Below are 23,511 nucleotides of genomic sequence, written 5' to 3'. Positions count from 1 at the left end.
TTCAAAGGGGATAGGTGAAATGACAAGGAGCAGCAAATAAAGTTAGTGAAATTAAGGATAAATCAATGTTAATATAAATTTACAAAATTATTTTATTCCATATGTCGATGCTTGTGACATACGCAGCTTAAAAAGGCAGCAGACCTGTTGGCTGCTGCCCTCAACTAATGAAGACAACACACTAAGGGATTAACATGGATCTCAACTTTACCGAAGAAGTAATGTATACCCTGCCCTTTTATCTGGGCCCGCTATTTATTCTGGCAACCATCAATTTTTTGCGAAAACAAAAAAACTATCGCCTTAATGACACCCTGACCAATGCCACCATTGCACTGGGCAATCTGGGCTTGTCGTTTATCTTTTTACTCGCCGTGGTTGCTCTGTACACCCTGGTCTACAACGAGTACAGACTGGTCGACCTGGATCAGAGCAACCCACTAATTTATTTACTCGCATTCCTGGTTTATGACTTTTTGTATTACTGGAACCACCGCTTTCATCATATGATCGGGCTATTCTGGGCCGACCATCTGGTACACCATACGGCGGAGAATTTTAATTTTGGGGTATCCATCCGGATCAGCTATTTCACTGAGCTGACCATGTGGATGACCTTTATCCCCATGGCATTTATGGGTATTTCACTGGAAGTATTCCTGGCCGCCAGCTATACCCAAATTATCTGGGCATTTTGTATTCACACCAAGTACCTGAAAAAAACCCCTCGCGCAGACAAAATTTTTAATACCCCCTCTTTGCACCGCGTTCATCATGCGCGTAACCGTCAATATATAGACAAGAACTATGGGGGTATCTTAATCATCTGGGATCGTTTGTTTGGCACCTATCAGCGAGAGTTAGAGAGTGACCCGGTGGTATACGGCGTGCGCGAATCTTACCCCAGCTTTAGTCCACTGGTGATCAACTCCTATTACCTCAAAACCATCTGGCAAAAAATTAAATGCTCACGCTCGGTGTTTGAGGTGCTTTGCTCTATTTTTGCGCCACCAGCCTGGCTCCCTAAAAACGCCAATAAAGCCGATTTCTACTCGCTCACCGCCAAAGTAAAGTCCAAAGACTTTAAGCCAAAAGACCCTTACATCTGTAAACGCACCAAGTGGACTGCTTTCGTACGCTTTAGCAGTATTGTGGTGCTGTTTACCTATCTGATGAGTTATTTTGGCGAGCTCCCCACATTGCCTTTAGTGAGCCTGTCCCTGCTGTTTTTCTGGCTCTGTCACTTTAACGGCTTAGTGTTCGATGGCGCCAAGCTAGGCCTGCCTATGGAGGCCGTCACGCAAGTGTTATATGGCCTCATTTTGTACTGGGCCATCGAGACCGATCAAGCGGCCTGGATCACCTTAGGGACTGCCACGCTGGCACTGATATCTCTGTGTAACTACGTCATCTATCGCACCCGTCCAACTGCGCCAGTGGAACTCAGCGCAGAGCTCCAGTAGATGATATCGACTAAAGCTAAGTTAATATGATTGAAGGAAAAAATATGGAAACAATAAATCAGAACTCGGACAGTCAAAGTGCCGGTGGAGGCGTCAATCGCGAGCATGGCCGCACCATAGCGCAAAGGTGGACCTTTGTCGGCCTGCACTTTGGCTTAGTGCTTTTCTGCGCCTGGCTGGCAGTAGCTGACGGCTGGACCCTGATTGGCCAACTGTTTGGCCAACAATGGACGCTGGTTGATAACGACAGGGCACTGCTTATGCTGGCCTGTGTGTTTGTCTACTGGCTACGCCATGCCATTACAGTGCTTTACCTGCTACAACGCAGAATTGACTGGGGAGAAGCTTTGGGTTTGCTGTGCTTTATGGCTTTTTTCGAAATAGGCCTGTTACTGGTCGGCGGTGGCGCATTCAGAAACGAGGTGATCCCTTTTGGTACTCTGGACATAGTAGCGCTGGTTCTGCTAATCGTTGGCTCGTATCTGAACAGTGGATCTGAGATCCAACGAAAGTGGTGGAAACAAGACCCGGCAAACAAAGGCCAGTGCTATACAGAAGGTCTGTTTAAACATTCAATGCACATCAACTACTTTGGGGATGTCGTGCTGTTCACGGGCTGGTGCTTACTGAGTTATAACTACTGGACGCTGTTGCTGCCCTTCTTTATGGCGTATTCGTTTATCAGTTTCCATATTCCGGCACTCGATGGCTACTTGTCTGAGCGTTATGGAGAGAAGTTCGACCAATACGCAGCCAAAACCAAAAAGCTGATCCCCTTCGTCTACTAACCTTGTCTGTCAGGCTCAGCGGCCCTCATCGCCTCTGAGTCTGACGTGTCATACCCTACCTATCTACCCGCAGCCATCAAATTGAGTGCCAGCAACTGTGCTTCATTCTGCATTCGCCAATCTGACGTTGCATGCTCACTGATATACTGTGCATAGAAGTCGCTATTCACGCCTGACTCAACTGGCATCTGACATAACAGCAACGCCACGTCGAGACCAATTCGGCGCTCTCCTGACAACTGAGCCAGCTCAAAGGCACGCAACGCCAGGGGCAAAAGTTCAGCCTGAGTTTGCACGGCTGCCGCGTACATGACTGACAAGTAAGCATTTTCTGCATTATCCTGACGCACACTGGTGATCAGTGATTCGGCCTCCTCAAAACGCGCTTCACGCAAATAATAACGAACCAGCGATTTACGGCTGGACTGAGCCACCCAATGATTCGGTGTAAGTGCCGTATATTCCAGCACGCGCCGATAGTGTGGTTCTTTGTCAGCTGGTTTGTCTGCAAAAATAGCATAGTGGAAAGGCACTTTAGCAAAGTGGTAAACCGGCAGCTCATAGTCCCGCATTTTCTCCTCTGCCAGTCTTAAATAATGATACTTGTCATCATCCTGCTGATTTTTACTCGCCATTATCGACAAGTAAGTCAGCGCATCTAACTCTCTGGCAATGTCCTGTGTCTGTCGGGCCAGCTGTGCGGAATGCAGCAAGCTCGCTTTAACCTGCCCATAATCTCGCTGCAAATGATGCAACCAGGAACGGCTGTGCCAGACGTCTGACTGAGCTCTCAGATCCTGACTAACCTCCAGCGCCTGCAATGCCATATCTAGTCTTATCAGACTGAGGTCGACCAGGTTTTTGCGTAACAAAATCTCCCCCTGATATGCCAGAGCACGCCCCTCTTGCTGAGTGTTAGCCTGCGCTTTGGCCAGCACGGCCAGTTTTTCAGCCATCGCCATCGCCTTCTCTAATTCGTGTACATCCAGATACGCATTGACCAATGCCCCCAGTAGGATCAGATCTTCAGGTGTCCGCTGATGAGCCTGCGTCAGCATGGCCAGCTTAAGGTCAGGTGAGTGGGCATGCTGCAACAAAGATGCAACGACCGGCTGACTGAGATGCTGATAGAGCTTCTGCTGCACGGCTTGTGAGGTTGCACCATGCAGCACTCCCTGCCACTGACCTGCCGGGCCTTTGAGCCAGAAAGTCAGATACCAAAGGGCATCAACCTGACGCACACTGGCTGTGAGGATCACCGGATGCTGCACTGCCACCTCAGGATACACCAATTCCTGCGATGTTCTGAAATTCGCCGCAGAAAGCGTAGTCAGGGACGTAAAATTCAGCTGTGTGGTGTCTTGTAGTTGCCACAGTTCAGGTTCTGCGCCTTCAAATGGCAAATAAGTTATTGAAAAGCTTTCCGATTGCGCTTCATCGCGCTGCAGCACAAAGACAAACGCCAGCAACACCAATAAGGAAATAAGTGATACCCCCAGCCAGTTGCTGACTCTGTGGCGTGCTGAAACGTCAGTGTCAGCGGGTGTCACGGTTATGGGCGCATGAACAGTGTCCGAAGTGATGAGAGGGCGTGTTATCGGGGCGGCGTTCACGCCTGTTACCTGGCGCTGCCACTGGTAACCTCGCTTAGCAAAGGTTTTGATGGCATCATTACCAAATAAAGCACGTAAATGACTGATATTCTGAAACACAGCCTGTTCAGAGACGACTTTGTCTTGCCAGACCTGGTCAAGAATTTCCTCTTTACTCAGTACTCTGTGGGTATTTGCCAGTAACAGAGCCAGTAATTTTGCTTCATTATGACGAATAGCAAGTGCGGTGCCTGCACGAAGCAAGATCAAATCAATACTATCGAACTCAAAGTCATCGAACTGGTAGCGCATAGTGTTATGTAATTGTTATTGTCCTATTCAGTAACAAGCATAACCCAATTATGATTAAAACACTAAAGGTGCAACAACACAGCTTCTCGCTGTTTTTTGGTCATCTTCTGCACCACCAACAGAAACGAATTATCAATCATCCGCTCTATTTCTCCACGAGGTACAGAGCCGTCCAGGATCACCGTGTTCCAAAGTCGCTTATTCATATGATAACCGGGGATCACAGCCTCAAAAATATCCCGCAATGCCTGCGCTTCATTCGGATCACACTTCAGATTTAGCCACCAATGACGCGTTTCACCTTCGCTATATCTGCCCGGTGACAAGGTGGCGAACATTTTGTCTTTCACTTTAAACACATCTACATCGGGTCCAAAGGGTTGCCCAACAGAAGAAAAAGGTTTATTGAGCAGGTAGGCGTGTGCTTGTGTATGGTCCATGTTCCATTCCTTTACAGATATATAAGCACACCATACACCTTCACTTCACCTATGCCAATGCACTAAATGACAGGCTCGCACGCACCATATGTCGCGAATATATGCTTATAGAAATGCGCTTTATGGGCCATCAATAATGCAGCACGTTTATGGGGAAAATCAAACTCAAACTGTTTGTCATAACCCAGCTCCGCCATGCGGGTCATCAGACGCGCGTTATCAGCTCTGGGTTCCAGCACAATGCGTTGAGTTTTTGGCTGACTTTGATAGATAAGATGGCTAAGACTGGTCATCCAGCCTCTGAAATTCTCTGGTCCTCGGCAACTTTGCTCACCCACTAACAGATGTATCCCGCGGTCATAAGTAGTCGCTTCATAGTAGTGTGCCAGCTTGTCTTTCGCAGCCCAGTATACTTCCAGGTAGGCAAAAGGCTGCTCGTCAAGGTACCCTATCAAAGGCAAAGTGTGGGTATCGGCTAATTTGTCACTCAGATATTGCCATTGCATTTCTTCACTCCAGGCTTGTTGCCAGAAATGTGCAACCCGGGGATCATTCATCCAGCGGCAAAAGCGTGGCAAATCATCCGGGCTGATCAGCTTAAGTGAAAAGTGTTTATTAAAATAAGGATTGAAGTACTCGGCCAGCACGGCTCCCATTTCCCGGGGTTTGTCCTGCTCAAGTCCGGTGGACCATAAATTTAAGATATTCATAAATAAAATAGTAACTTTGGCGGATAACACATATGAGACGAACACAATGCAGACAAATTTATATCACACACACTTAGTGACACATCCATTTCACATAGCAATAACGCAGTCGGTTTTTACTTTGCCTGAACCGGGCACTTTATAACAAACCCATTTTCTACATCCGATTTAAATCCCACCTTTTCATACAACTTGTGCGCGCTGTTCCTGGTCGCCCCAGACAACAACATCACCTTATAACAATGCTGTTCCCAGGCACACGACAACGCCTTTTCGAGCACCCGCTCACTAAGCCCCTGACGACGAAACGACTCCGCGGTAATGACATGTTCAATGATGCCAAATGGGCGGCACCCGTTGGTGAGTGTCGGAACAACGCCCAACTGACAGGTTGATGCAAGCTGCCCATCTACCTCAGCAACCACAATACTGACGCCCGGGTTATTCAATATCCCGACCCAGGTCGATTCAAGTTCCTGCTCACTCACATGGGGGTCATGTCCACGTAACTCTTTATACAACTTCACAATCCCGGATAAATCTTCTCGTGTTGCTACTCGAATGTTGGTCATCTTTGCACCTCGTCCTTAATTTCAGTAAGCGTGTTTTTGGGCATGCATTTGAAAACGCAAGACTCTGATTTATTGTACTGAGTGACTGTTTCACCATTGCATCAATCACTTTAGCGACTATTAAATTAACCTACCCAAGCTAAACATGTATACAACAGTATTCAGCCATCGGATAAAAAGAAAGGGCTCTGTTGAGCCCTTTTCAGTTCACTGAGATAACAGATTAAATCTGCGGCAATGACTGACCTGGGACCCAGGGTGCCCCTTTGGCTTGCAGCTGCTGCTCAAACGCGGGAATAGTCTCGCTCAGAATGGCCTGCAGTTCATTGCGGATAGCTCTGAGTTCTTCCGTTGCCAGATCCACGCTGGTACGAATAGCCGGGGTCGGGCCATACGTCGAGAAGCTGGTGCCAATCAGAGCGTGGAATAGGCGGTCACCTACTGTAGCCTTATTATTCGAGGCACCCACCTGGTTTTTAGCTGGATTACCGTTCAGGCGGCTATCCAGTGCCAGTAACTGGCTGCGGATGGTCGCAAACTGGCTGTCAAACTCACCCAGCTCCACGGACGTGCGATCCAGTGACTGTTCAAGCATATCCAGGCGCTTCACGGCTTTACCCAATGCCTGACCTGTGGCACTGGCTACGCGCTGCACATTGGCCAGCTCTTTCCAGAACGTCGCCACTTTTTCGCCATCAATGGCTTTTAGCGCATTACGCTGGTGCAACTGTACCACTTTAAAGGTTTGCGGCGCCGCTAATTGGGTGATCTGGCCATCGACCTCTTTGCTCATGCTAACGCTGTAGATGCCTGGTGTCACCAGTGGGCCCTGAGGGTTAGGCGAGAAATAATTGCCCTGTACGCCTATGGCCTGATGCGCTGGCCAGCGCAGATCCCAGTTAACCCGATGCAGGCCTTTTTTGGCTTTACCCTGTACCTTGCGGATCACATTGCCCTGCTCATCGCGAATAGTGAACCAGATAGCAGGCTGCTGTTGACGCACCTCAGCTTCGAGTTTATCCCATGCTGGCACACCCACTGACTTATCATCTTCTTTCAGAGCTTTTTCTGTTGCCTGGCGCTGTGCCTTGAGACTCTTGATGTCATCTTTCAGGTAGTAGGTAAAATTGGCCCCAAAATCCGGATTCGGCGCACGGTATTTATTACCACCTTGAGTGCCCACTTCACCTCCACCGAGCGGGCTGCGCTCGATGTACCATAGCGCATCACGGGTTGGGAATAGCAAAGATCCCTGCTCCAGCTTGTCTTCTGACAGGTTACGCAGCGCCCGATAGTCATCCAGGACAAAGAAACCCCGTCCAAAGCTGGCCCCCACCAGATCATTTTCACGACGCTGGATAGCCAAGTCGCGGAACGAAATCGTGGGCACATTACCCGTCAGCTCGACCCAGCGCTTACCGCCATCCACTGTAAAGAACAAACCAAATTCAGTCCCAGCAAACAGCAGATCCGGATCGACATGGTCTTGTACTACACGCCAAACCAGGTGTTTGTCAGGTAAATTGCTGGCAATAGACTTCCAGGACTTACCACGGTTGGTACTTTTTAGTAAGTAAGGCTTATAATCGCCGAACTTGTGGTTATCCAGCGCAATATATACAGTATCAGGATCGAATAAGTCCGCTTTGATGTCATTGATAAATGCTGTATCTGGCACCCTAGGTAATCGTTTGACATCCACTTTGCGCCAGGACTTGCCCCCATTTTCGGTGATCTGAATATGGCCATCATCGGTACCGGCATACAGCAAACCTTCCACCAGGGGAGATTCAGACAAGGATGTAATGGTGCTGTATTGTGACATCGCAAACATATCCCAGGCACCATCCCAGCCCTGCTTACCACCCATGATAGGCTGATGAATACGTTCTCGATTCTTAGTCAGGTCACCCGAGATGGGTGTCCAGCTGTCACCCCGGTCTTCCGACTGCCACACCCTGTGTGAGGCAAAGTATAAACGTGACGGTTTGTGTGGGCTGACCAGAATGGGGGCATCCCAGTTAAAGCGTTCAGGCTTTTCACCCTTACCCGGCTGAGGCTTAATATAAACTACTTCACCTGTGGTGCGATCGTAGCGAGTCAGGTTGCCCTGCTGCCACTGCGCATACACAATATCCGGGTTACCTGGCTCAGTGGCAGGTTGGTGACCATCACCAAACAGCACCACTTTCCAGTCGGTATTGAGAATACCGTGACTGTTTAGAGTACGAGACGGGCCACCCTGAGTATTATTATCCTGTGTCCCACCGTAAATATTATAAAACGGCTTATCGTCATCCAGTGCCAACTTGTAATACTGAGTGACAGGTAAGTTTTCGTGGTAGCGCCAGTGCACGCCACTGTCGAAGCTTTCATATAAACCACCGTCAGAACCCACCATCATGTAGTTCTTATCACCGGCAATAAATTCCATGGCATGGTTATCGCCATGCTTGTCCTTTTCTTCCATCCGATTAAAAGATTTGCCACCGTCTTTGGACTCATGCAAACGTACACCAGCCAGGTAGATATGGTCAAAATGGTGAGGACTGGCGTAGAGTTCCTGATAGTAATGTGGCCCGGTGCCACCAGCGACGGCATCGGCCCCTTTAACCCAGGACACACCCCGATCAGCCGAACGGTAGACGGCTCCTGTGCGGCGGTTCAATTCAATGGCTGCATACACTACATCCGGGTTTATCGGCGAGACTTCGAGGCCGATTTTGCCCATTTCTCCTTGCGGTAATCCTTGCGCCAACTTTTGCCAGGTTTTGCCCCCATCGGTAGATTTATGTAACCCGGAACCCGGACCACCACCATAATACGCCGCCACAGTACGATGGCGCTGCCAGGTCGCGGCATACAATACGTTGGGATCACGAGGATCAATAGCAACATCGGTCACGCCGGTCCAGTCATTGTCACCCAGCACTTTGTCCCAGGTTTTTCCGCCATCGGTGGTTTTGTACAAACCGCGCTGACCACCTTTGCTCCACAGTGGACCCTGTGCAGCCACCCACACTGTGTTTGAGTCGGCTGGGTGCACAATGATCTCTGAAATATGGCCAGAGTTTTTCAGCCCCATATTGGTCCAGTTCGCGCCACCATCATGACTGACATAGATACCATCACCAAAGCTGACGTGGCGACCACCGACGTTTTCACCCGTGCCTACCCAAACGGTATTGCTATTCTTTGGGTCCAATACCACAGCACCGATTGAGTAAACGGGCTGATCATCAAAAACGGGTTGCCAGGTCACACCCGCATTATTCGTTTTCCATACTCCGCCGGAACCAACCCCTACATACCAGACACTGGTATCTTTGGGGTCAATGGCGATATCAGCGATACGGCCTGACATAAAGCCAGGACCAATATTTCTCAGCTCTAACCCTTTAAAAGTGGCAGCAGAGAGTACCCCTTCGTCCCCTTTGGCAGCCAGCCCAGGTAAGCTACAGAGCACAGTGGCTGCACCGAACAATGCAATACGCATAGTGCGGCCAAGTTTTAGTTGATGCATACATTTTCCCTATTTTTATTTTTGGATTACCCAGAGTGTTACAACATCACACTTTGAGAAACTTATTAACCGTATGTTACTTCCTTGATTGGTGCAATAAGTGTGCGTTGGCGCTCAAATAAAACGCGATAAAAGCCCGAGGTGAGAAACCTAAAGGTCAGTTCCATACAAAAAAATGGCATTTAGAGGCATGATTTATCTAGAAAAGCCCCTCTTAAAGGGAGCGTGATCGCTATGTCGGACAAAGTCTGCCTGACCCGATTCTTATTGCCCCTTTCAGGTTCGATATCGCTTGGCGTGAACAATTTTGTGAATTACTGTTAATTATTCCAAGCAGTGGCTCAAGGCACTGCCAGAATAATTAAACACCACATACCCGAAAAAATGCAGATATAAGCAGAGTTGCGCTTTACACTCCAGCTGGCTGCTTTTGCTTCATCAGGGCCACAGCCAGGCCAGAGGCGATAAATGTCGCGCCAGCTCCCACATTCAGGCCCAACACAAAACGAGGCTTATGTTGTAACCACGCCGATAGATGAGATGAGAAAACCCCCATCAGCGCAAACCCCACTGCTGTCAGCAAGGCAAACCAGATACCATAGCCAAGCATTTGAGTCGTGACTGAGCCCAACTCAGGATTCACAAACTGCGGCACAAACGCCAGCACAAAAATACCCGGCTTAGGGTTCAGCGCGGCAGATAGAAAGCCCGTGGAAAAAATTCGCAGTAATGGCTGAGCCGGCGCATCGTTCAGTGAAAACAACTGACGGGTCCTGAGCACCTTTACGCCCAGCCAGATAAGGTAAGCCGCTCCAACCAGCTTGACCGCATAAAAGGCAATCTCCGAGGTTTGGATCAGCAAAGTCAGACCAAAAGTTGCAGCCAGAACATGAAATAATATCCCGGCACCTGACGATAGCCCGGACACAATGGCTGCCAGCCGCCCCTGGCTCAAACCGCGTGCTATCGCCAGCAAATTATCAGGCCCGGGCGAGATCACCAGCAGCAGGCATGCCAGGGTATAGGTCAGGAAAACATCAAGCGGAAACATACAGGCTCCTTATTGTAGGTGTTTACTGAGCCTATATCTTATCGGGACATCGCGTCAATCGATTACATACCAGCCAGAGAAAGAAAAAAGACTATTTAGGTCCGCATACGCAAATGATAGTGGATATCATTTGTATTTTTAGAATAATCCAGTATTATGCCCGGGAAAAATTATTTATAACTCTCTTACTCTCTGGAAGCGTGACGTATGAAACTGAATATTTTGGCTAAATCTGTCGGATTAGCGCTGATCTCTGCTGCTACGGCATCAACTTCAGCCATTGCAGATGAAGCAAAAGAACTGGATGTTATCGTAGTACAAGGTCAGAAGATTGACCGTACTTTGCAGGAAACCCCAAGCAGTGTTGCGGTTGTTACCAGCAAAGATATGGAACAGAATAATTTGCAAAATATCAATGATGTATTTGCAATGATGCCGAATGTCGCCGGTGACTTTAACCAGGGTTTCAGTATTCGTGGCGTCGATTCATTCTCAGTTTCCGGTGGGGGTAATAGCTTCTTAACCAGTATGTACCTGGATGGTGCACCACTGCCATTTCGCATGGTAAAAAGCGGCGGTTTGTCTGTCTGGGATCTGGCACAGGTTGAAGTGTTCCGTGGCCCGCAATCTACCCTGCAAGGGCGCAACGCGCTGGCAGGTGCCATCATGATGCGTTCACAAGACCCAACTTATGAGCCAAGTGCAAAGCTAAAAGCAACAGTGGGTCAACATGGCCAGCAAGAGTATGCTTTTGCCGGTGGCATGGGTCTGGTAGAAAACATGCTAGCATTCAGAATCAGCTACGAAGACAAACAAACCGATGGTGATATAGACAACATCACCCGGGGTGACACCGCCAATTTTGAAAACAGCGAAACACTGCGTGCCAAACTGTTATTTGAGCCAAACGATGATGTGGATGTGCTGTTTACTTACACCAACAATGACAACCGCTATGGTGCGCAGTTCGCCATGTATGACTTTGGTGGCACACCATTTGACCGTCAGGTTAATTATAATTCACCTATCTGGGAAGAAACCAAAACCGATATTTATAACCTGGAAGCAAGCTGGGACCTCAACGAGACAACGTCGCTACACTCAGTCACAACCTATAACGAGTCTGACTATCGCTACAACTGGGATGGCGATATGCTGCCGACCCAGCTGGTAAAAGACAACTATGACCACCGTATCGATGAAACCTTCAGCCAGGAATTTAGAGTGACCTATGAATCTGATGCAATTCAGGCTGCATTTGGTATTTATGCGTCACAAGTTGACGTGGATGATAAAGCACAAGGTCAGCGTCTGATGACCCTGGAGCAAGCGGTCAGAGCACCCGATCTGGTTACCGCGGTAACAGGCCTGCTAATGCAACAAGGCCTGCCTGCTGAGATGGCAGCACAAACAGCGGCAGCGGTTGCGCCATTCTACCCAGATATTGACCCAATTAATCTTGAACTCAATTATGGATTGACGCAGAAAATCAAAACGGCCGCAATTTATGGCGACCTGACCTGGTCTGTCACAGACCAAGTTGACCTGCTGGCCGGACTGCGCTACGACACTGAAGAGCAAACCAATAGTGCCAACAATGCTTACAAGATCAATAACCCAATGCCAGATCCAGCTCAGGTTCCGGCACAAATTGCACCGGTTATTAGTGGCATCAACGCCTATCTGCACGGCTTTGCACAAGCCGCTTCTGGTGTAGAGCCAGCAACCAAAGAAGACTTCAGCGCATGGTTGCCAAAACTGGGCGCGACTTATCACTTTAACCAGGATATGTCGACCAGCTTCATCTACCAAAAAGGCTATCGCTCTGGCGGTGTCGGATTTAACGTCGCACGCTCAAATATTTTCAGCTACGACCCGGAATACACCAACAACTATGAGCTGTCTTTACGCTCTGTGTGGCTGGATGGCAAACTGGTAATCAATGCCAATGCCTTCTTACTGAAATGGCAAGATCAGCAGGTAATCAAGCGTTACTCTTCATCACCGTATGACACAGAAACCATCAATGCCGCAGAATCAGAAGTGAAAGGGTTAGAGACTGAAGTATTCTATTACCCAAGTAGCAATTGGTCTGTGACCGCTGGTGTGGGACTGGCAAAATCTGAATTTACAGACTTTGGCCACCTGACTGGGCGTGCATTTGAAGATGCACCTGAGCTCACGGCGAACCTGGCGACCAATTACGCCTTTGACAATGGCCTCTATGTGAATGTCAACGCAAAGTACACCGACTCAAGCACGGCATACCTGGATCCAGCCGCTTCCTTAACAGCAGAAAAGTATGCGGTTAATTCAGATCCAATCAATGATCAGCATACGATTGTGAATACGCAGCTGGGCTACAACTGGGATAACTACACCGTGCGCCTGGATGTGAGAAACCTGTTTGATAAAGAATATGTCAGCACCTACTTTAAAGATGCCGATAATCAGGGTAACCCGTTCACCAGCTACGGTCAGATGTACCTTGGTAAATCTCGTCAGGTGTCATTAACGCTTCAGATGGATTTCTAAGCGTTTACGAACACCCATATTTAAAAGCCGCCATCGGGCGGCTTTTTATTACAACAGATTTTTGCCATCAAATTCACTAATCGAAAGCAAACGTGGGTCCAGTCCCTCTACGCAACCTAAGTTCACTCGATAAGCGCCCGGCTCGTATGTCGTGTCATGAAATGGGTAAATCCCACACACCTTACAAAAATAATGATTCACAGCACAATCGCCCCAATGGTAAGTACTTAACTGTGCTTTACCTGATAACAGTGAAAACGCTTCTGATGAGAAGCTTTGCTTCGACATAATCGCGTTTTTTCTGATACACACAGAACAATTGCATTGTAATGCCTCTGTGATCTGTTCACTTTCAAACTCAAATTGCACCGCTTTACAGTGACAACTTCCCGTATATTTCATTACTTTTCCTTATATCACCCACAAACACTGTATATAAACACATGAAAAAGTAAAAGGGAAAATTGCTCGGTGTGTTACAATCAGCATAAAAAACTTTTGATTCCCTTATCTATCATAAAGTTAAAACATGGATGTGTATGAAAATCATTGTTGCCGATGACCACCATATTGTCAGGCAGGGACTGCTTGCTCTTATTCAAAAAGCGCAAATTGGCACCATCATTGCCGATACCGATTCAGGCGAACAGGCATGGTCTCTGATCCGCTTACATGAACCAGATATCGCAATTTTGGATATCACCATAGGCGACATAAGCGGGTTGAGTATCTGCCGCCGCATACAGGCACATGAACTGAAAACACGGGTGATCTTCCTTACCGAGCATAAAGATATCAAAGTCATCGACCATGCCCTGGAGGCAGGGGCATCGGGTTACTTGCTCAAAAACGATACCTTTGCCACTTTGGTTGATGCTATGCAGGCCGTATATCAGGGTAAGGGTTACATCAGCCCCGCCAACAAAAAACAGCTACATCATTACCGCACCAACAAGAATGAATATGAGATCACATTCAGAGAAAAAGAAATAATCCGCCACATTGCTCAAGGGCAGACCAATAAAGAGATTGGCGAAGCCCTGTGTATTTCGGCCAAAACGGTGGATGCACATCGTACCCGAGTTATGAAAAAGCTTGGGGTCAATAAAGTTGTCCAGTTAGTGCGCTTCGCAATTAAGGAAGGCTTATCACTATAAATCAAGACTCACATTATCAGTGTGAGCGACTAACCAGGATAAGCCACTGTACCGCACTTTTCTGTTCCACCGTTAAATAATAGGGGAAATACCCTATTCATGTCAGTTGATTAAGCTTGTACCTTTGTTGGGCATTTCATAGAGATGTAATTTCAACTTTATTTAAATTGGTGCTCAAGGAATAGATAATGAAATCAATAATTGTAAACCCAATAAAATACGCAACTACTCGCAAAACTCCACTTAGCTTATTAACACAGATCACCTGTAAAACGCTGTTTATAGGTATGTGTGGATTACCCTTGCTAAGCTATGCTCAAACTCCACACAAAGTAGGTCCAGCTTTTACCGTAAACACTTATACTGAAGACCATCAGAGTATACCTGTGGTTAGTAAACTTAAAGACGGAAAATTCATCTTTGCTTGGTCCAGTTATGGCCAAAGTGGTGAGGGTATCTGGGCTATTTATGCTCAGCGCTTTGATGCTACGGGGCAGCCCTTAGGGGGCGAGTTTAGGGTGGATAGCACAACATTGGACAATCACTTGTCTCCCAAAGTGACCTCTTTAGAGGATGGCAGTTTTGTCATAGCATGGCTTGACGGCAGTGGCGATAACATCATATATGCAAAGCGCTTTAATGACGAAGGTACGCCGACAGGGGACAAGTTTATTATACACAGAAGCTCAGCAGAATATATGTCCGACCTGACAATCGGCTCTCTCAGTAACGGTAATTTTGTTGTCAGCTGGGGTGATAAGTTCACGGAATCTTATAAAGACAGGGCCAAAGTGCAGGTGTTTGATACTAGCGGAAACCGCGTAGGCTCGACAATCACGATGAGTAAATATTCACGTAAAGTATCTACCACTGGTTTGCCTGACGGTGGCTTTATGGCTGTATGGGAAGGCTCCGGCTATAACATTTACGCTCAGAGATATAGCGCCACGGGGAGTGCACAGGGAGCTGAGTTTCTAGTAAGCGAAGACACTAACCTTTCACATTCAAGGCCCAGCGTCAGCCGTCTAAGTGATGGTGACTTGCTATTCACTTGGCAAAGCTTCGCCCAAGGTAACATCCATGCCAGACGTTTTGATACCAACGGGACTCCCAAAGACGATTCATTTCTAGTAAACACATTTACTGAGGATAGATATTCATATCCAGCAATCGATGCACTTGATAATGGTGGCTATGTCATTGTCTCACAGAAGGTTGATTCGGCACGCTCCGATGATGATATTTTTGCCCAGGTTTTTTCAGCAACCGATGAAAAGGTAGGTGAAGAAACACTGGTTAATAGTATCACGGATCTCCGACAGTTTATCCCGGTTGTTAGCGTGACGGATAACAACGACTTTGTCGTTGGCTGGATACATCAGGAGCCATCCGGTAATTACGATATCAGAGCGCAACGATTCCAGCTTGAAGCCGTTCAGGCTAATACAATGACAATCACGCTGCCACAAACCACAGTGTTAGAAGGTGACGTGGTCACGCTGCCCCTGCAAGCAGCTGGTGCTGACATTTACGGCCTCGATGCCATCGTCAGTCTCAGCGACACCACCCAAGCGCGCATTTCTGGCGGGGAATATGGCGAGTTCCTGCCCTCCGATGAGCGTCTATCCGTGCCCATGGGTATCAATGACAATCAATGGGATGGTGCACTGGCGCTGATGGCCCCGGCCACCGCCAAATCTGGCGAAGGTAACTTTGCCACTGTTACCCTGATTGCCGAGCAAGCCGGGGCGGTGAACCTCACCTTGCAAGCACAAATGACCGACCAGCAAGGCAACTACCTGCTCCAGGGTAATACCGATTATACGTTTACCATCGAAGAGTCTGTGGCCTTGACCGGTAATGTCGCCGACTTAGGCATTGCTGGTGACTTTATTTACGTCACCCTCACTATCAACGGCCAGCGCGTCACCATTAACCCGGATGGCAGCTTTTCCGTGCGCGTCGGCTTGGGCGACGTCACTATGTCTCTGAGTGCCCCCGGCCACCTCACTGCCGAGAAACAAATCACACTGGCTGCGGGTCAGGCTGACATCGACTTCGGTCAGATTAACCTCGTCGGCGGTGACAGCAATGGCGATAACCTCATCGACATTGCCGATCTGACCCAGTTGCTGGGTGCTTATCGCTCAGTAGATGGCCAACAAAACGGTTATGTGATGGCCGCTGACTTTAATCGTGACGGTGCCATTAACCTGCAGGATTTAACCCTGCTGGGTGCTCACTTTGGTAAACAAGGGCCGCAAAGCTGGTAACACTACCTAAGAGGCTGCTGCGTTGCAGCCTCATTTACTTATTTTTAGGGAGTAAAAGTATGAAATATATAATGTATATTGCCACGTTAATGATGAGCATCAGTGCCTTTGCAGAGCAAGGGCGCATTTACCTACAGACCGCTAATCCACAAATCAAAACCGGCAGTGAGTTTTATGTCGATGTAATGGTAGAGCATTTACCTGACGTATACGGCGTGCAACTAACCCTGAACTATGACGCCAAATCCATCACCTTGGTAGATCAGGACACAAAAACCAAGGGAGTTCAGCTAGAGCACGGTAATTTTCTTAACGCCAAAAGTCTGTATGTATTGCAAAATCAAGCGAATACACAACAAGGAACAATACAGTATATCGTAAGCCAGGTTGCACCGACAAAAAGCGCTGCGGGTAGTGGGCGCCTTGCCCGGCTGTATTTTAGTGCACCTGCGGACGCCACGGATACCGAGCTATCCATTCAGGTTGCTGAGTTTGGTACGCGAAGTGGAGAAAAATACACGTACACCCCTCATGCTGCTTTGAACCTGAGTTTTGATACCCGCTATCAAATCCAGGCCAAACCCGGCATTGCGCTCAAAGCCTGGGGACTGGGATTAGCTGCATGCTTTTTACTGCTAGCATTGGCGTCAACCCTGTTTCGCAGAAGCCGCTTGGAGACTAACGCTCAGCCAACAACTTAAGATGATCTGGTATCGAGTTTCACCTTGATTAAATATCGCAGCCCGCTTTAGGTATAGAGACACGCTACTTTTAGACATATACTCAAAGCGAGGCTAATCCATCAAGCTTTTCAGTTCGTGTCGGCCCGGACGAAGTCATTCTGTCGTTACGCTGACACGTTAGTCCCCCCGAAGCTCATCGGTATTCAGATCATTTGTTAAATCAATACTAAATACTTATTTAACCTGCGCGTTCAGAACATTTCACACGCGCTATTTCATGAATATATTCATCACTAATTTTTACCTTGCTAAAATTGTAATCCTTTCTTTTCATTATAATTATGATCATTTATCCTAGCAGCGTGCATACAAACTAGGCTCTAAAAAGAGACCAAACTATAATGTAAGGAAATAGTACTATGACACTTTTAAATACCCGCTCAAATACAACTCACCCGTCATCATCAATCAAAAAGTTTGCCCGCAATGCTGTCATGCTTGGCTTGCTTGGCCTGCCGTTACTCAGTAACGCGCAAGCACCTGTACAAGTTGGAGACCCATTTGTTGTCAACAATTGGAAGGATCAAACACAATACTTCCATGAGACCGCCGTACTGAAAGACGGCAGTTATGTCGCGATTTGGACAGGCAAAGACCCAATGTTTGGACAGGACCCGGTGTTCGCTCAACGCTTTAATGCAGATGGCACACTGGCTGGCGGAGAAACTTATTTGAGTTACTCTCCAACGCATCGCCACAACTCTGCTGCTATCAGCCCACTCAATGACGGCGGTTATGCTACAGCCTGGGCGCGTTATAAAGACAATTCAACTGATTTAGTTGTCCGCACCTTTGATGCGGACGGCACCCCAAGAATCGACGAATTAGTGATTAAATCTGTCCAGATGGACTTACTTGGCAGTCCGACAGTAACCACACTTAGCAACGGCGAATTTGTTGTGGCCTGGGCCCATGCCAATCCGATCGCAGCCAATAGCGACATCTATGCACAACGCTTTCTTGCCAATGGTACACCTGCCAGTGACGCATTTATTGTCTCCAATACCGTTGAATATGAACAAAAACTTGTGTCGCTAACCGCATTAAGCGATGGCAAATTTATGGCCTCCTGGCATGGTCAAGGAATAGGTGATGACCACGGTGTGTTTATTCGTACATTCGCTGCTGATGGCACACCACTCACTGATGAAACCCTGGTCAATGACAATAGCGACGGCCAGCAACAAACCGCAGCAATCGATACGCTGCCAGATGGTAGCGTTGTCGTGACTTGGGTAAGCTTAACAGCTGACAGCACAGACATTATGGTCAAACGTATGAATGCTGATGGTACTCCGGCTGGACAACAAACTTTGGTAGATCAATCGACAGTTAACCTGTTCACCATCCCTTCTGTAGCTGCTCTGAGCGATGGCCGCTATGTGCTGTCCTGGCAGGGAGAAGACGACGTTGCCAGCCCCTCTTATCTATATACCCGAGCGTATAACGCCAATGACACCGCGACTGGCGACAAAGTGGCAATATTGAGTATGCACTATGCTGGTGTACAAAATCAGGTAACCGCACTATCTGATCAGGACTATATTATCCACTGGTCAGATGAAAATGTATTTACTAGCATGGACGTATTCGGCCAGCACATGACACTAAATGGTGGGCCTGCAACTGCACTGACACTCGAATTACCGCAAACCACAGTCCTTGAGGGGGATACAATTACCCTGCCACTCACTGTATCAGGCAGCGATATTTATGGTATTGATGCGTCAGTCCGTGTCAGTGCGATGTTCGATATGGCCCGCATCACCGGCGGAGAATATGGCGAGTTTTTACCGTCTGATGAACGCCTGTCGGTGCCCATGGGGATCAGTGACAAGCTTTGGGATGGTGCATTGGCTTTAATGGCCCCTGCCACAGCGAAAACAGGTGAAGGCCAGTTTGCCTCTATCCAGTTACTTGCAGAGCAAGCCGGGTCGATCGACCTGATTGTCAACGCTAAAATGACTGACCAAGAGTCTAACTATTTACTGAACAATGAAACCACTTACTCTTTGACTATCAAAGAATCAGTGACCCTAACTGGAAACGTTGCAAGCCTTGGCGTCACAGGTGACTACAGCAATGTTGTGCTTCGCATCAATGGTCAGCTTGTCACCATTAATCCAGATGGTAGTTTCTCGGTACGCTCAGCACTGGGTAACGTAACACTGACACTAGAAGCGCCAGGATATCTGAGTGCCGAGAAGCAACTCAACTTCTCAGCGGGTCAGGAAGATATCGACTTTGGACAGATTGAGCTCGTCGGCGGAGACAGTAACGGTGATAACCTCATTGATATTGCTGACTTGACGCAGCTACTGGGTGCTTATCGTACTAAAAAGTCAGACAACAACGGCTACGTTTCTGATGCTGACTTCAACGGAGACAATGAAATCAACATCCAGGACTTGACCTTAATGGGTGCCAACTTTGGCAAACAAGGGCCGCAAAGCTGGTAATACACTCTGAAAGACCATAGCCAGCTATGGTCTTTCATTCTGATGTAGGACAACAAAATGATAAAGAGCTTGATATTAACCACTTCATTTTTGCTGGGCTTCGCCGCGCACGCGACCGAAGGCAGGGTGTTTCTTGAAACCTCGAGTACACAAATCAAGACAGCCAGCGAATTCTATGTTGATGTGATGGTCAAAGATCTGCCAGAGGTGTATGGCGTGCAGCTATCGGTCACTTATGATCCTAAGACATTAACGCTCATTGACCAGGATCCTAAAGCCACTGGAGCACAGCTTGAACACGGGAATTTCCTCGATAAGAAGCGCCTGTACACTTTGCGCAACCAGGCAACCGCCGAGGCTAATGCAGTTCAATATATCGTCAGTCAGGTGGCTCCCGCTGAAAGTGCTTCAGGAGACGGGCGGTTGGCACGGCTTTACTTTTCAGCCCCAACAAACGCGACCAATACCGACATTTCTATCAAGCGCGTCGAATTCGGTACTCGACATGGTGAGAAACACATTTATCAAACAAACACGCCTCTCAACCTGAGTTTCGATGCACAATTTAGCCAACAAGAAAAACCCACTCCAGAGATGCCAGATTGGCTAGCGGTGCTATCGGCATTACTACCTGTCAGCATCATTGCCATGCTTTTCTGGCGCAAGATGAAATCGCGAGGAAGATCTGAGCAGAGCGCGTGAACAACACCGCTGAAAATGCGTTAAGTACTCATCTGTGCTTGTACTGCGTCGGACAGTACCCTCTCGATACTGAGGCCGGTCGCAGCTTACTGTGCTTGGTTACTCGTGCACTGACACGCTGACGCCATAACCGAAAACTGGCAGGTTTTAGGTTATGGCGCATCAATCGGATAAGTGCTGATTCACTTAACCCAAATTGATGTTCAATTGCTTCAAACGGCGTTCTGTCCTCCCAGGCCATTTCAATGACTCGAGATAGGTCGTGGCTGCTTAGTTGCATTATTTTTCCTACAGTATTTTCTCTTGTTATATCGCATGACTAATACGCACCACAAAGCCCCCTGGTTTAATTAAACCCGCTTTTTGCAACGGCCTGGATTAAGATTCTTTTTATTTTGCATCACCGCCAAAAGGTGTAAGCACTCACACTCAATCGAGTTACTATTGCCAAAGTGACCGGGGGCTGGATCTTTAAAATGGCTCATTTCACCTTGCGTAAAGACCGCGCTAAAGCACGACTTTACAAGATTGCCGCGAAGCTTTGCTTCGGTCTTGAATAAGCGACGAGTGGACACACGTCCGTGTGGAGGGCTTCCGGCTCGACGTCCATGTCTCGCGTTCGCAAAAAAAGAGATACTTAATCTCTTTTTTTGCTCACCCAAACATCTTCGTGGAGGGTGCCTTGATAGCTGACTTTGGTCGGGTCGAAGTGGATTTTTTCGGTCGATTTTTTCTGGCTTTGGTAGTCTTTCGTCAAATTCATGATGGTAGGCGTGAGCTGCACAATGGCGTAGATGTTCACCAGTGTCATCAAACCCAATGCCATGTCTGCAAGGCTCCAGACTTGCTGTAAAGTGGCACTGGCGCCCCACAACACCATCGCCAAATATACGGCGGTGTAACCCAGCCGCCCGGCTTTATTATCGAGTTTGAATAAGTGTAAATTGCTCTCCGCGTAGGCGTAATTGGCCACGACAGAGGTAAAAGCGAATAAGGTAATGGCGGCAGCAATCAGGTAATCACCTATTTCACCAAAGTGTGCCTGCATTGCGTTTTGGGTCAGACTGATACCTGCCATTTCTCCACTGACGGATACACCAGACAATAACACCACCACAGCGGTACAGCTACATAACACCAGGGTATCAATAAAGACCCCCAACATTTGCACATAGCCTTGCGCAACTGGGTGATTGGGCACAGGCGTTGCCCCAGCTGCGGCATGAGGCACACTACCAGCTCCCGCTTCGTTGGAATACAGCCCTCGCTGAATACCATTTTTAATCGCAGCGCCCAAAGCGCCAGCCCCCGCTTCGGTCAGACCAAATGCCGACTGGAAAATATCCAGCAACATGGCAGGCACCTGAGCAATATTGATGAGTAAAATGAGTAAAGCCGTTGCAACAAACGCCAGGCCCATAAAGGGCACAATCAACTCAGCGAAACGGGCAATGCTGCGCAGGCCGCCATAGACAATCGAGCCAGCCAGTACTGCAATCACCAACCCAGTGTATAAAGGATTAATAGAAAATGTGTTATTGAGCGCTTCAGCAATGGTATTGGCTTGCATGGCGCTAAAACTAAAGCCATAACCCAGGAATAAACACAGGGCAAACACCACTGCCAGCTTAGGTTTTCCAAGCCCGGCCCGAATATAATAGGCAGGACCACCACGAAACTCTCGATGCTCATCGCGGACTTTATAAAGCTGGCCCAGCACACTCTCCGCAAATCCGGTCGCCATGCCAAGCAGGGCTATCACCCACATCCAGAATACCGCGCCGCTGCCACCCAGAGAAATGGCCATCGCAACCCCGGCCAGATTACCCGTGCCGACCCGGGCAGACAGGCCGGTACACAAGGCAGCAAAGGAACTGATCCCAGAGCTGTCACCACTCATGCTGCCCTTCATCACACTGAACATATGGCCAAAGTGGCGAAACTGGACCCACTTCAATCTCCAGGTAAACCAACATCCGGCGATCAGTAACAGATAAATGAGTATCTGGCCCTGCCCCCACAGAAGATTATTAATTGGGTCAACGATAAATGCCATCATACTCACCTGCCTGTTGTTATTGTTTTGTAGTACTTATTTGTTCTAACGCCGGGATAAATGCACACCGGCCAGCATGCAACGTACCGAGCCTCCGGCCAGTTCAATGGCAGACACGTCCAGCGGTAATAACGTAACACATGATTCGAGCACCGCAATTTGCTCGGCTGTCAGCGCATCATATGCGGTTTGTGACAGCGCCAGTATGCGCCCGCTGTTTCCGTGTAGCTCAAGCGCATTGCCACAAAACGCATTGATCTGAGCCTCACTCAACTCTATCAGCTTTTTGCCGGCAAGCTGCAACCTTTGTTTAATTTCTGCACGCCGGCCTGGTTCGACTATCATCTCAAAGCCGCCCAGTGCGTAGTCACTCCCCACGCACAACAACACGTTAGTATGATAAACAGGCACTCCCTCTTCACTGAGCGCATCAAACACCATAGGTTCAAAGTTGAAATGACTGCAAAAGCGTTCCAGCACATGCGAATCGGTGCGTTTTGAGCGCGCGGTGTAAGCAACCCGCTCAATGTGATCCAGCACCATCGCACCAGTGCCTTCCAGAAACAAATCGTCATATTCCAGGCCAGAATAATCAATGACATCCTGCACCCGGTATTCACGCTTTAATAGCTCTATGATATCAGCGCGCCGCTCGCGACGACGGTTTTTGGCATACATGGGATAAATGGCGATTTGCCCACCCGCATGGGTTGAAAACCAGTTATTGGGAAACACTGAATCAGGCGTATCAGTACCCAAATCTTCAAACAAGTGCACCCGCACACCCGCTTGTTCGAGCTGTTCAGCCACCCGAGATACCTGCTCGTAAGCCAGCTGGCTGATACTACCGTCAAACTGCTGAGCCTGAGATTGAAAACTGTTGTCGGCCCGGGTTTCTTCATTGGGCGAAAAGCAATGTGGCCGGATCATCACAACGGCATTGGGGGCTTGTGGGAACATAACTAAATACCTCTAATACTGATACTAAAAATGTACGCCGCTTTTATCTTCCAAAAAAGCAGGCCAATGGCTTAAACACACCAGCAAAACAAACCAGGTGCATCAGCTAGACGTATGAACAACGGAATACTTTTTCACCAGTTAACGTCCATAAAGAAAACAGCCGCAAAAACTA

Annotated in this window: 18 protein-coding genes; 8 read left to right on the top strand and 10 right to left on the bottom strand. The window is 48.2% G+C overall.

Annotated elements, in window-relative coordinates; all coding sequences use genetic code 11:
- Positions 1-194: 194 nt before the first annotated feature.
- Both QNM19_RS19380 and QNM19_RS19375 read left to right on the top strand, forming a co-directional pair.
- Positions 195-1,463, top strand: coding sequence for a sterol desaturase family protein (locus tag QNM19_RS19380; RefSeq protein WP_049864432.1), 1,269 nt, complete (start codon positions 195-197; stop codon positions 1,461-1,463).
- Positions 1,464-1,507: 44 nt separating this feature from the next.
- Entirely contained in the window at positions 1,508-2,251 is a 744-nt protein-coding gene (locus QNM19_RS19375) for a DUF1295 domain-containing protein (protein ID WP_284027114.1), read from the top strand.
- 59 nt (positions 2,252-2,310) lie between these two features.
- On the opposite strand, the gene QNM19_RS19370 is transcribed toward QNM19_RS19375, so the two are convergent.
- The 6 genes from QNM19_RS19370 to QNM19_RS19345 form a co-directional block, all read right to left on the bottom strand.
- Positions 2,311-4,155, bottom strand: coding sequence for a winged helix-turn-helix domain-containing protein (locus QNM19_RS19370; RefSeq protein ID WP_049864431.1), 1,845 nt, complete (start codon positions 4,153-4,155; stop codon positions 2,311-2,313).
- A 62-nt stretch (positions 4,156-4,217) separates the two neighbouring features.
- Positions 4,218-4,595, bottom strand: coding sequence for an MmcQ/YjbR family DNA-binding protein (locus QNM19_RS19365; protein WP_284027113.1), 378 nt, complete (start codon positions 4,593-4,595; stop codon positions 4,218-4,220).
- Positions 4,596-4,657: 62 nt separating this feature from the next.
- On the bottom strand, positions 4,658-5,305 hold the full coding sequence (locus QNM19_RS19360; protein ID WP_284027112.1) for a GNAT family N-acetyltransferase: 648 nt from the start codon (positions 5,303-5,305) through the stop codon (positions 4,658-4,660).
- A gap of 116 nt (positions 5,306-5,421) precedes the next feature.
- Positions 5,422-5,877 carry a GNAT family N-acetyltransferase gene (locus QNM19_RS19355; protein WP_284027111.1) on the bottom strand — a complete coding sequence of 152 codons (456 nt, stop codon included), beginning with the start codon at positions 5,875-5,877 and terminating at the stop codon, positions 5,422-5,424.
- A 223-nt stretch (positions 5,878-6,100) separates the two neighbouring features.
- Positions 6,101-9,400 carry a VPS10 domain-containing protein gene (locus QNM19_RS19350; protein WP_284027110.1) on the bottom strand — a complete coding sequence of 1,100 codons (3,300 nt, stop codon included), beginning with the start codon at positions 9,398-9,400 and terminating at the stop codon, positions 6,101-6,103.
- 409 nt (positions 9,401-9,809) lie between these two features.
- Positions 9,810-10,451 (bottom strand): LysE family translocator, encoded by a 642-nt coding sequence (locus QNM19_RS19345; protein WP_284027109.1) that lies wholly within the window; start codon positions 10,449-10,451, stop codon positions 9,810-9,812.
- Between the two features lie 207 nt (positions 10,452-10,658).
- Here QNM19_RS19345 and QNM19_RS19340 point away from each other — a divergent pair, with 207 nt between their 5' ends.
- Complete coding sequence (locus QNM19_RS19340; protein WP_284027108.1) at positions 10,659-12,986, top strand: TonB-dependent receptor; 2,328 nt, start codon at positions 10,659-10,661, stop codon at positions 12,984-12,986.
- 48 nt (positions 12,987-13,034) lie between these two features.
- Here the strand turns inward: QNM19_RS19340 and QNM19_RS19335 are convergent, their stop codons facing one another.
- A complete protein-coding gene (locus tag QNM19_RS19335) occupies positions 13,035-13,388 on the bottom strand; it encodes a GFA family protein (RefSeq protein WP_284027107.1) in 354 nt (117 codons plus the stop codon).
- Between the two features lie 137 nt (positions 13,389-13,525).
- Between QNM19_RS19335 and QNM19_RS19330 the strand changes: the two genes are divergently transcribed.
- The 5 genes from QNM19_RS19330 (at position 13,526) to QNM19_RS19310 (ending at position 20,320) form a co-directional block, all read left to right on the top strand.
- The gene (locus QNM19_RS19330) at positions 13,526-14,143 is read left to right on the top strand and encodes a response regulator transcription factor (protein WP_284027106.1); all 618 of its coding nucleotides are present in this window, start codon (positions 13,526-13,528) and stop codon (positions 14,141-14,143) included.
- A gap of 188 nt (positions 14,144-14,331) precedes the next feature.
- Positions 14,332-16,416: a dockerin type I domain-containing protein gene (locus tag QNM19_RS19325; RefSeq protein WP_049865531.1), complete on the top strand. Its 2,085-nt coding sequence runs from the start codon at positions 14,332-14,334 to the stop codon at positions 16,414-16,416.
- A gap of 59 nt (positions 16,417-16,475) precedes the next feature.
- The gene (locus tag QNM19_RS19320; protein ID WP_082225522.1) at positions 16,476-17,117 is read left to right on the top strand and encodes a cohesin domain-containing protein; all 642 of its coding nucleotides are present in this window, start codon (positions 16,476-16,478) and stop codon (positions 17,115-17,117) included.
- 401 nt (positions 17,118-17,518) lie between these two features.
- Positions 17,519-19,618 carry a hypothetical protein gene (locus QNM19_RS19315; RefSeq protein WP_049865529.1) on the top strand — a complete coding sequence of 700 codons (2,100 nt, stop codon included), beginning with the start codon at positions 17,519-17,521 and terminating at the stop codon, positions 19,616-19,618.
- A 57-nt stretch (positions 19,619-19,675) separates the two neighbouring features.
- Positions 19,676-20,320, top strand: a complete 645-nt coding sequence (locus tag QNM19_RS19310) for a cohesin domain-containing protein (protein WP_049865528.1) — start codon at positions 19,676-19,678, stop codon at positions 20,318-20,320.
- Positions 20,321-20,348: 28 nt separating this feature from the next.
- Here QNM19_RS19310 and QNM19_RS19305 read toward each other — a convergent pair whose 3' ends face one another.
- The 3 genes from QNM19_RS19305 to ctlX all read right to left on the bottom strand — a co-directional run bounded on the left by QNM19_RS19305 (position 20,349) and on the right by ctlX (position 23,336).
- The gene (locus tag QNM19_RS19305) at positions 20,349-20,600 is read right to left on the bottom strand and encodes a TIGR03643 family protein (RefSeq protein ID WP_049865527.1); all 252 of its coding nucleotides are present in this window, start codon (positions 20,598-20,600) and stop codon (positions 20,349-20,351) included.
- 357 nt (positions 20,601-20,957) lie between these two features.
- Positions 20,958-22,379 carry an alanine/glycine:cation symporter family protein gene (locus QNM19_RS19300; protein ID WP_049865526.1) on the bottom strand — a complete coding sequence of 474 codons (1,422 nt, stop codon included), beginning with the start codon at positions 22,377-22,379 and terminating at the stop codon, positions 20,958-20,960.
- A gap of 42 nt (positions 22,380-22,421) precedes the next feature.
- Positions 22,422-23,336 carry a citrulline utilization hydrolase CtlX gene (gene ctlX / locus QNM19_RS19295; RefSeq protein WP_049865525.1) on the bottom strand — a complete coding sequence of 305 codons (915 nt, stop codon included), beginning with the start codon at positions 23,334-23,336 and terminating at the stop codon, positions 22,422-22,424.
- Positions 23,337-23,511 lie beyond the last annotated feature (175 nt).

This window comes from Pseudoalteromonas ardens (genome assembly GCF_030125445.1).
GTDB classification, from domain to species: Bacteria; Pseudomonadota; Gammaproteobacteria; order Enterobacterales; family Alteromonadaceae; genus Pseudoalteromonas; species Pseudoalteromonas ardens.
Note: the sequence above shows the minus strand (reverse complement) of the source record. Positions and strands in the feature narration are given on the sequence as shown.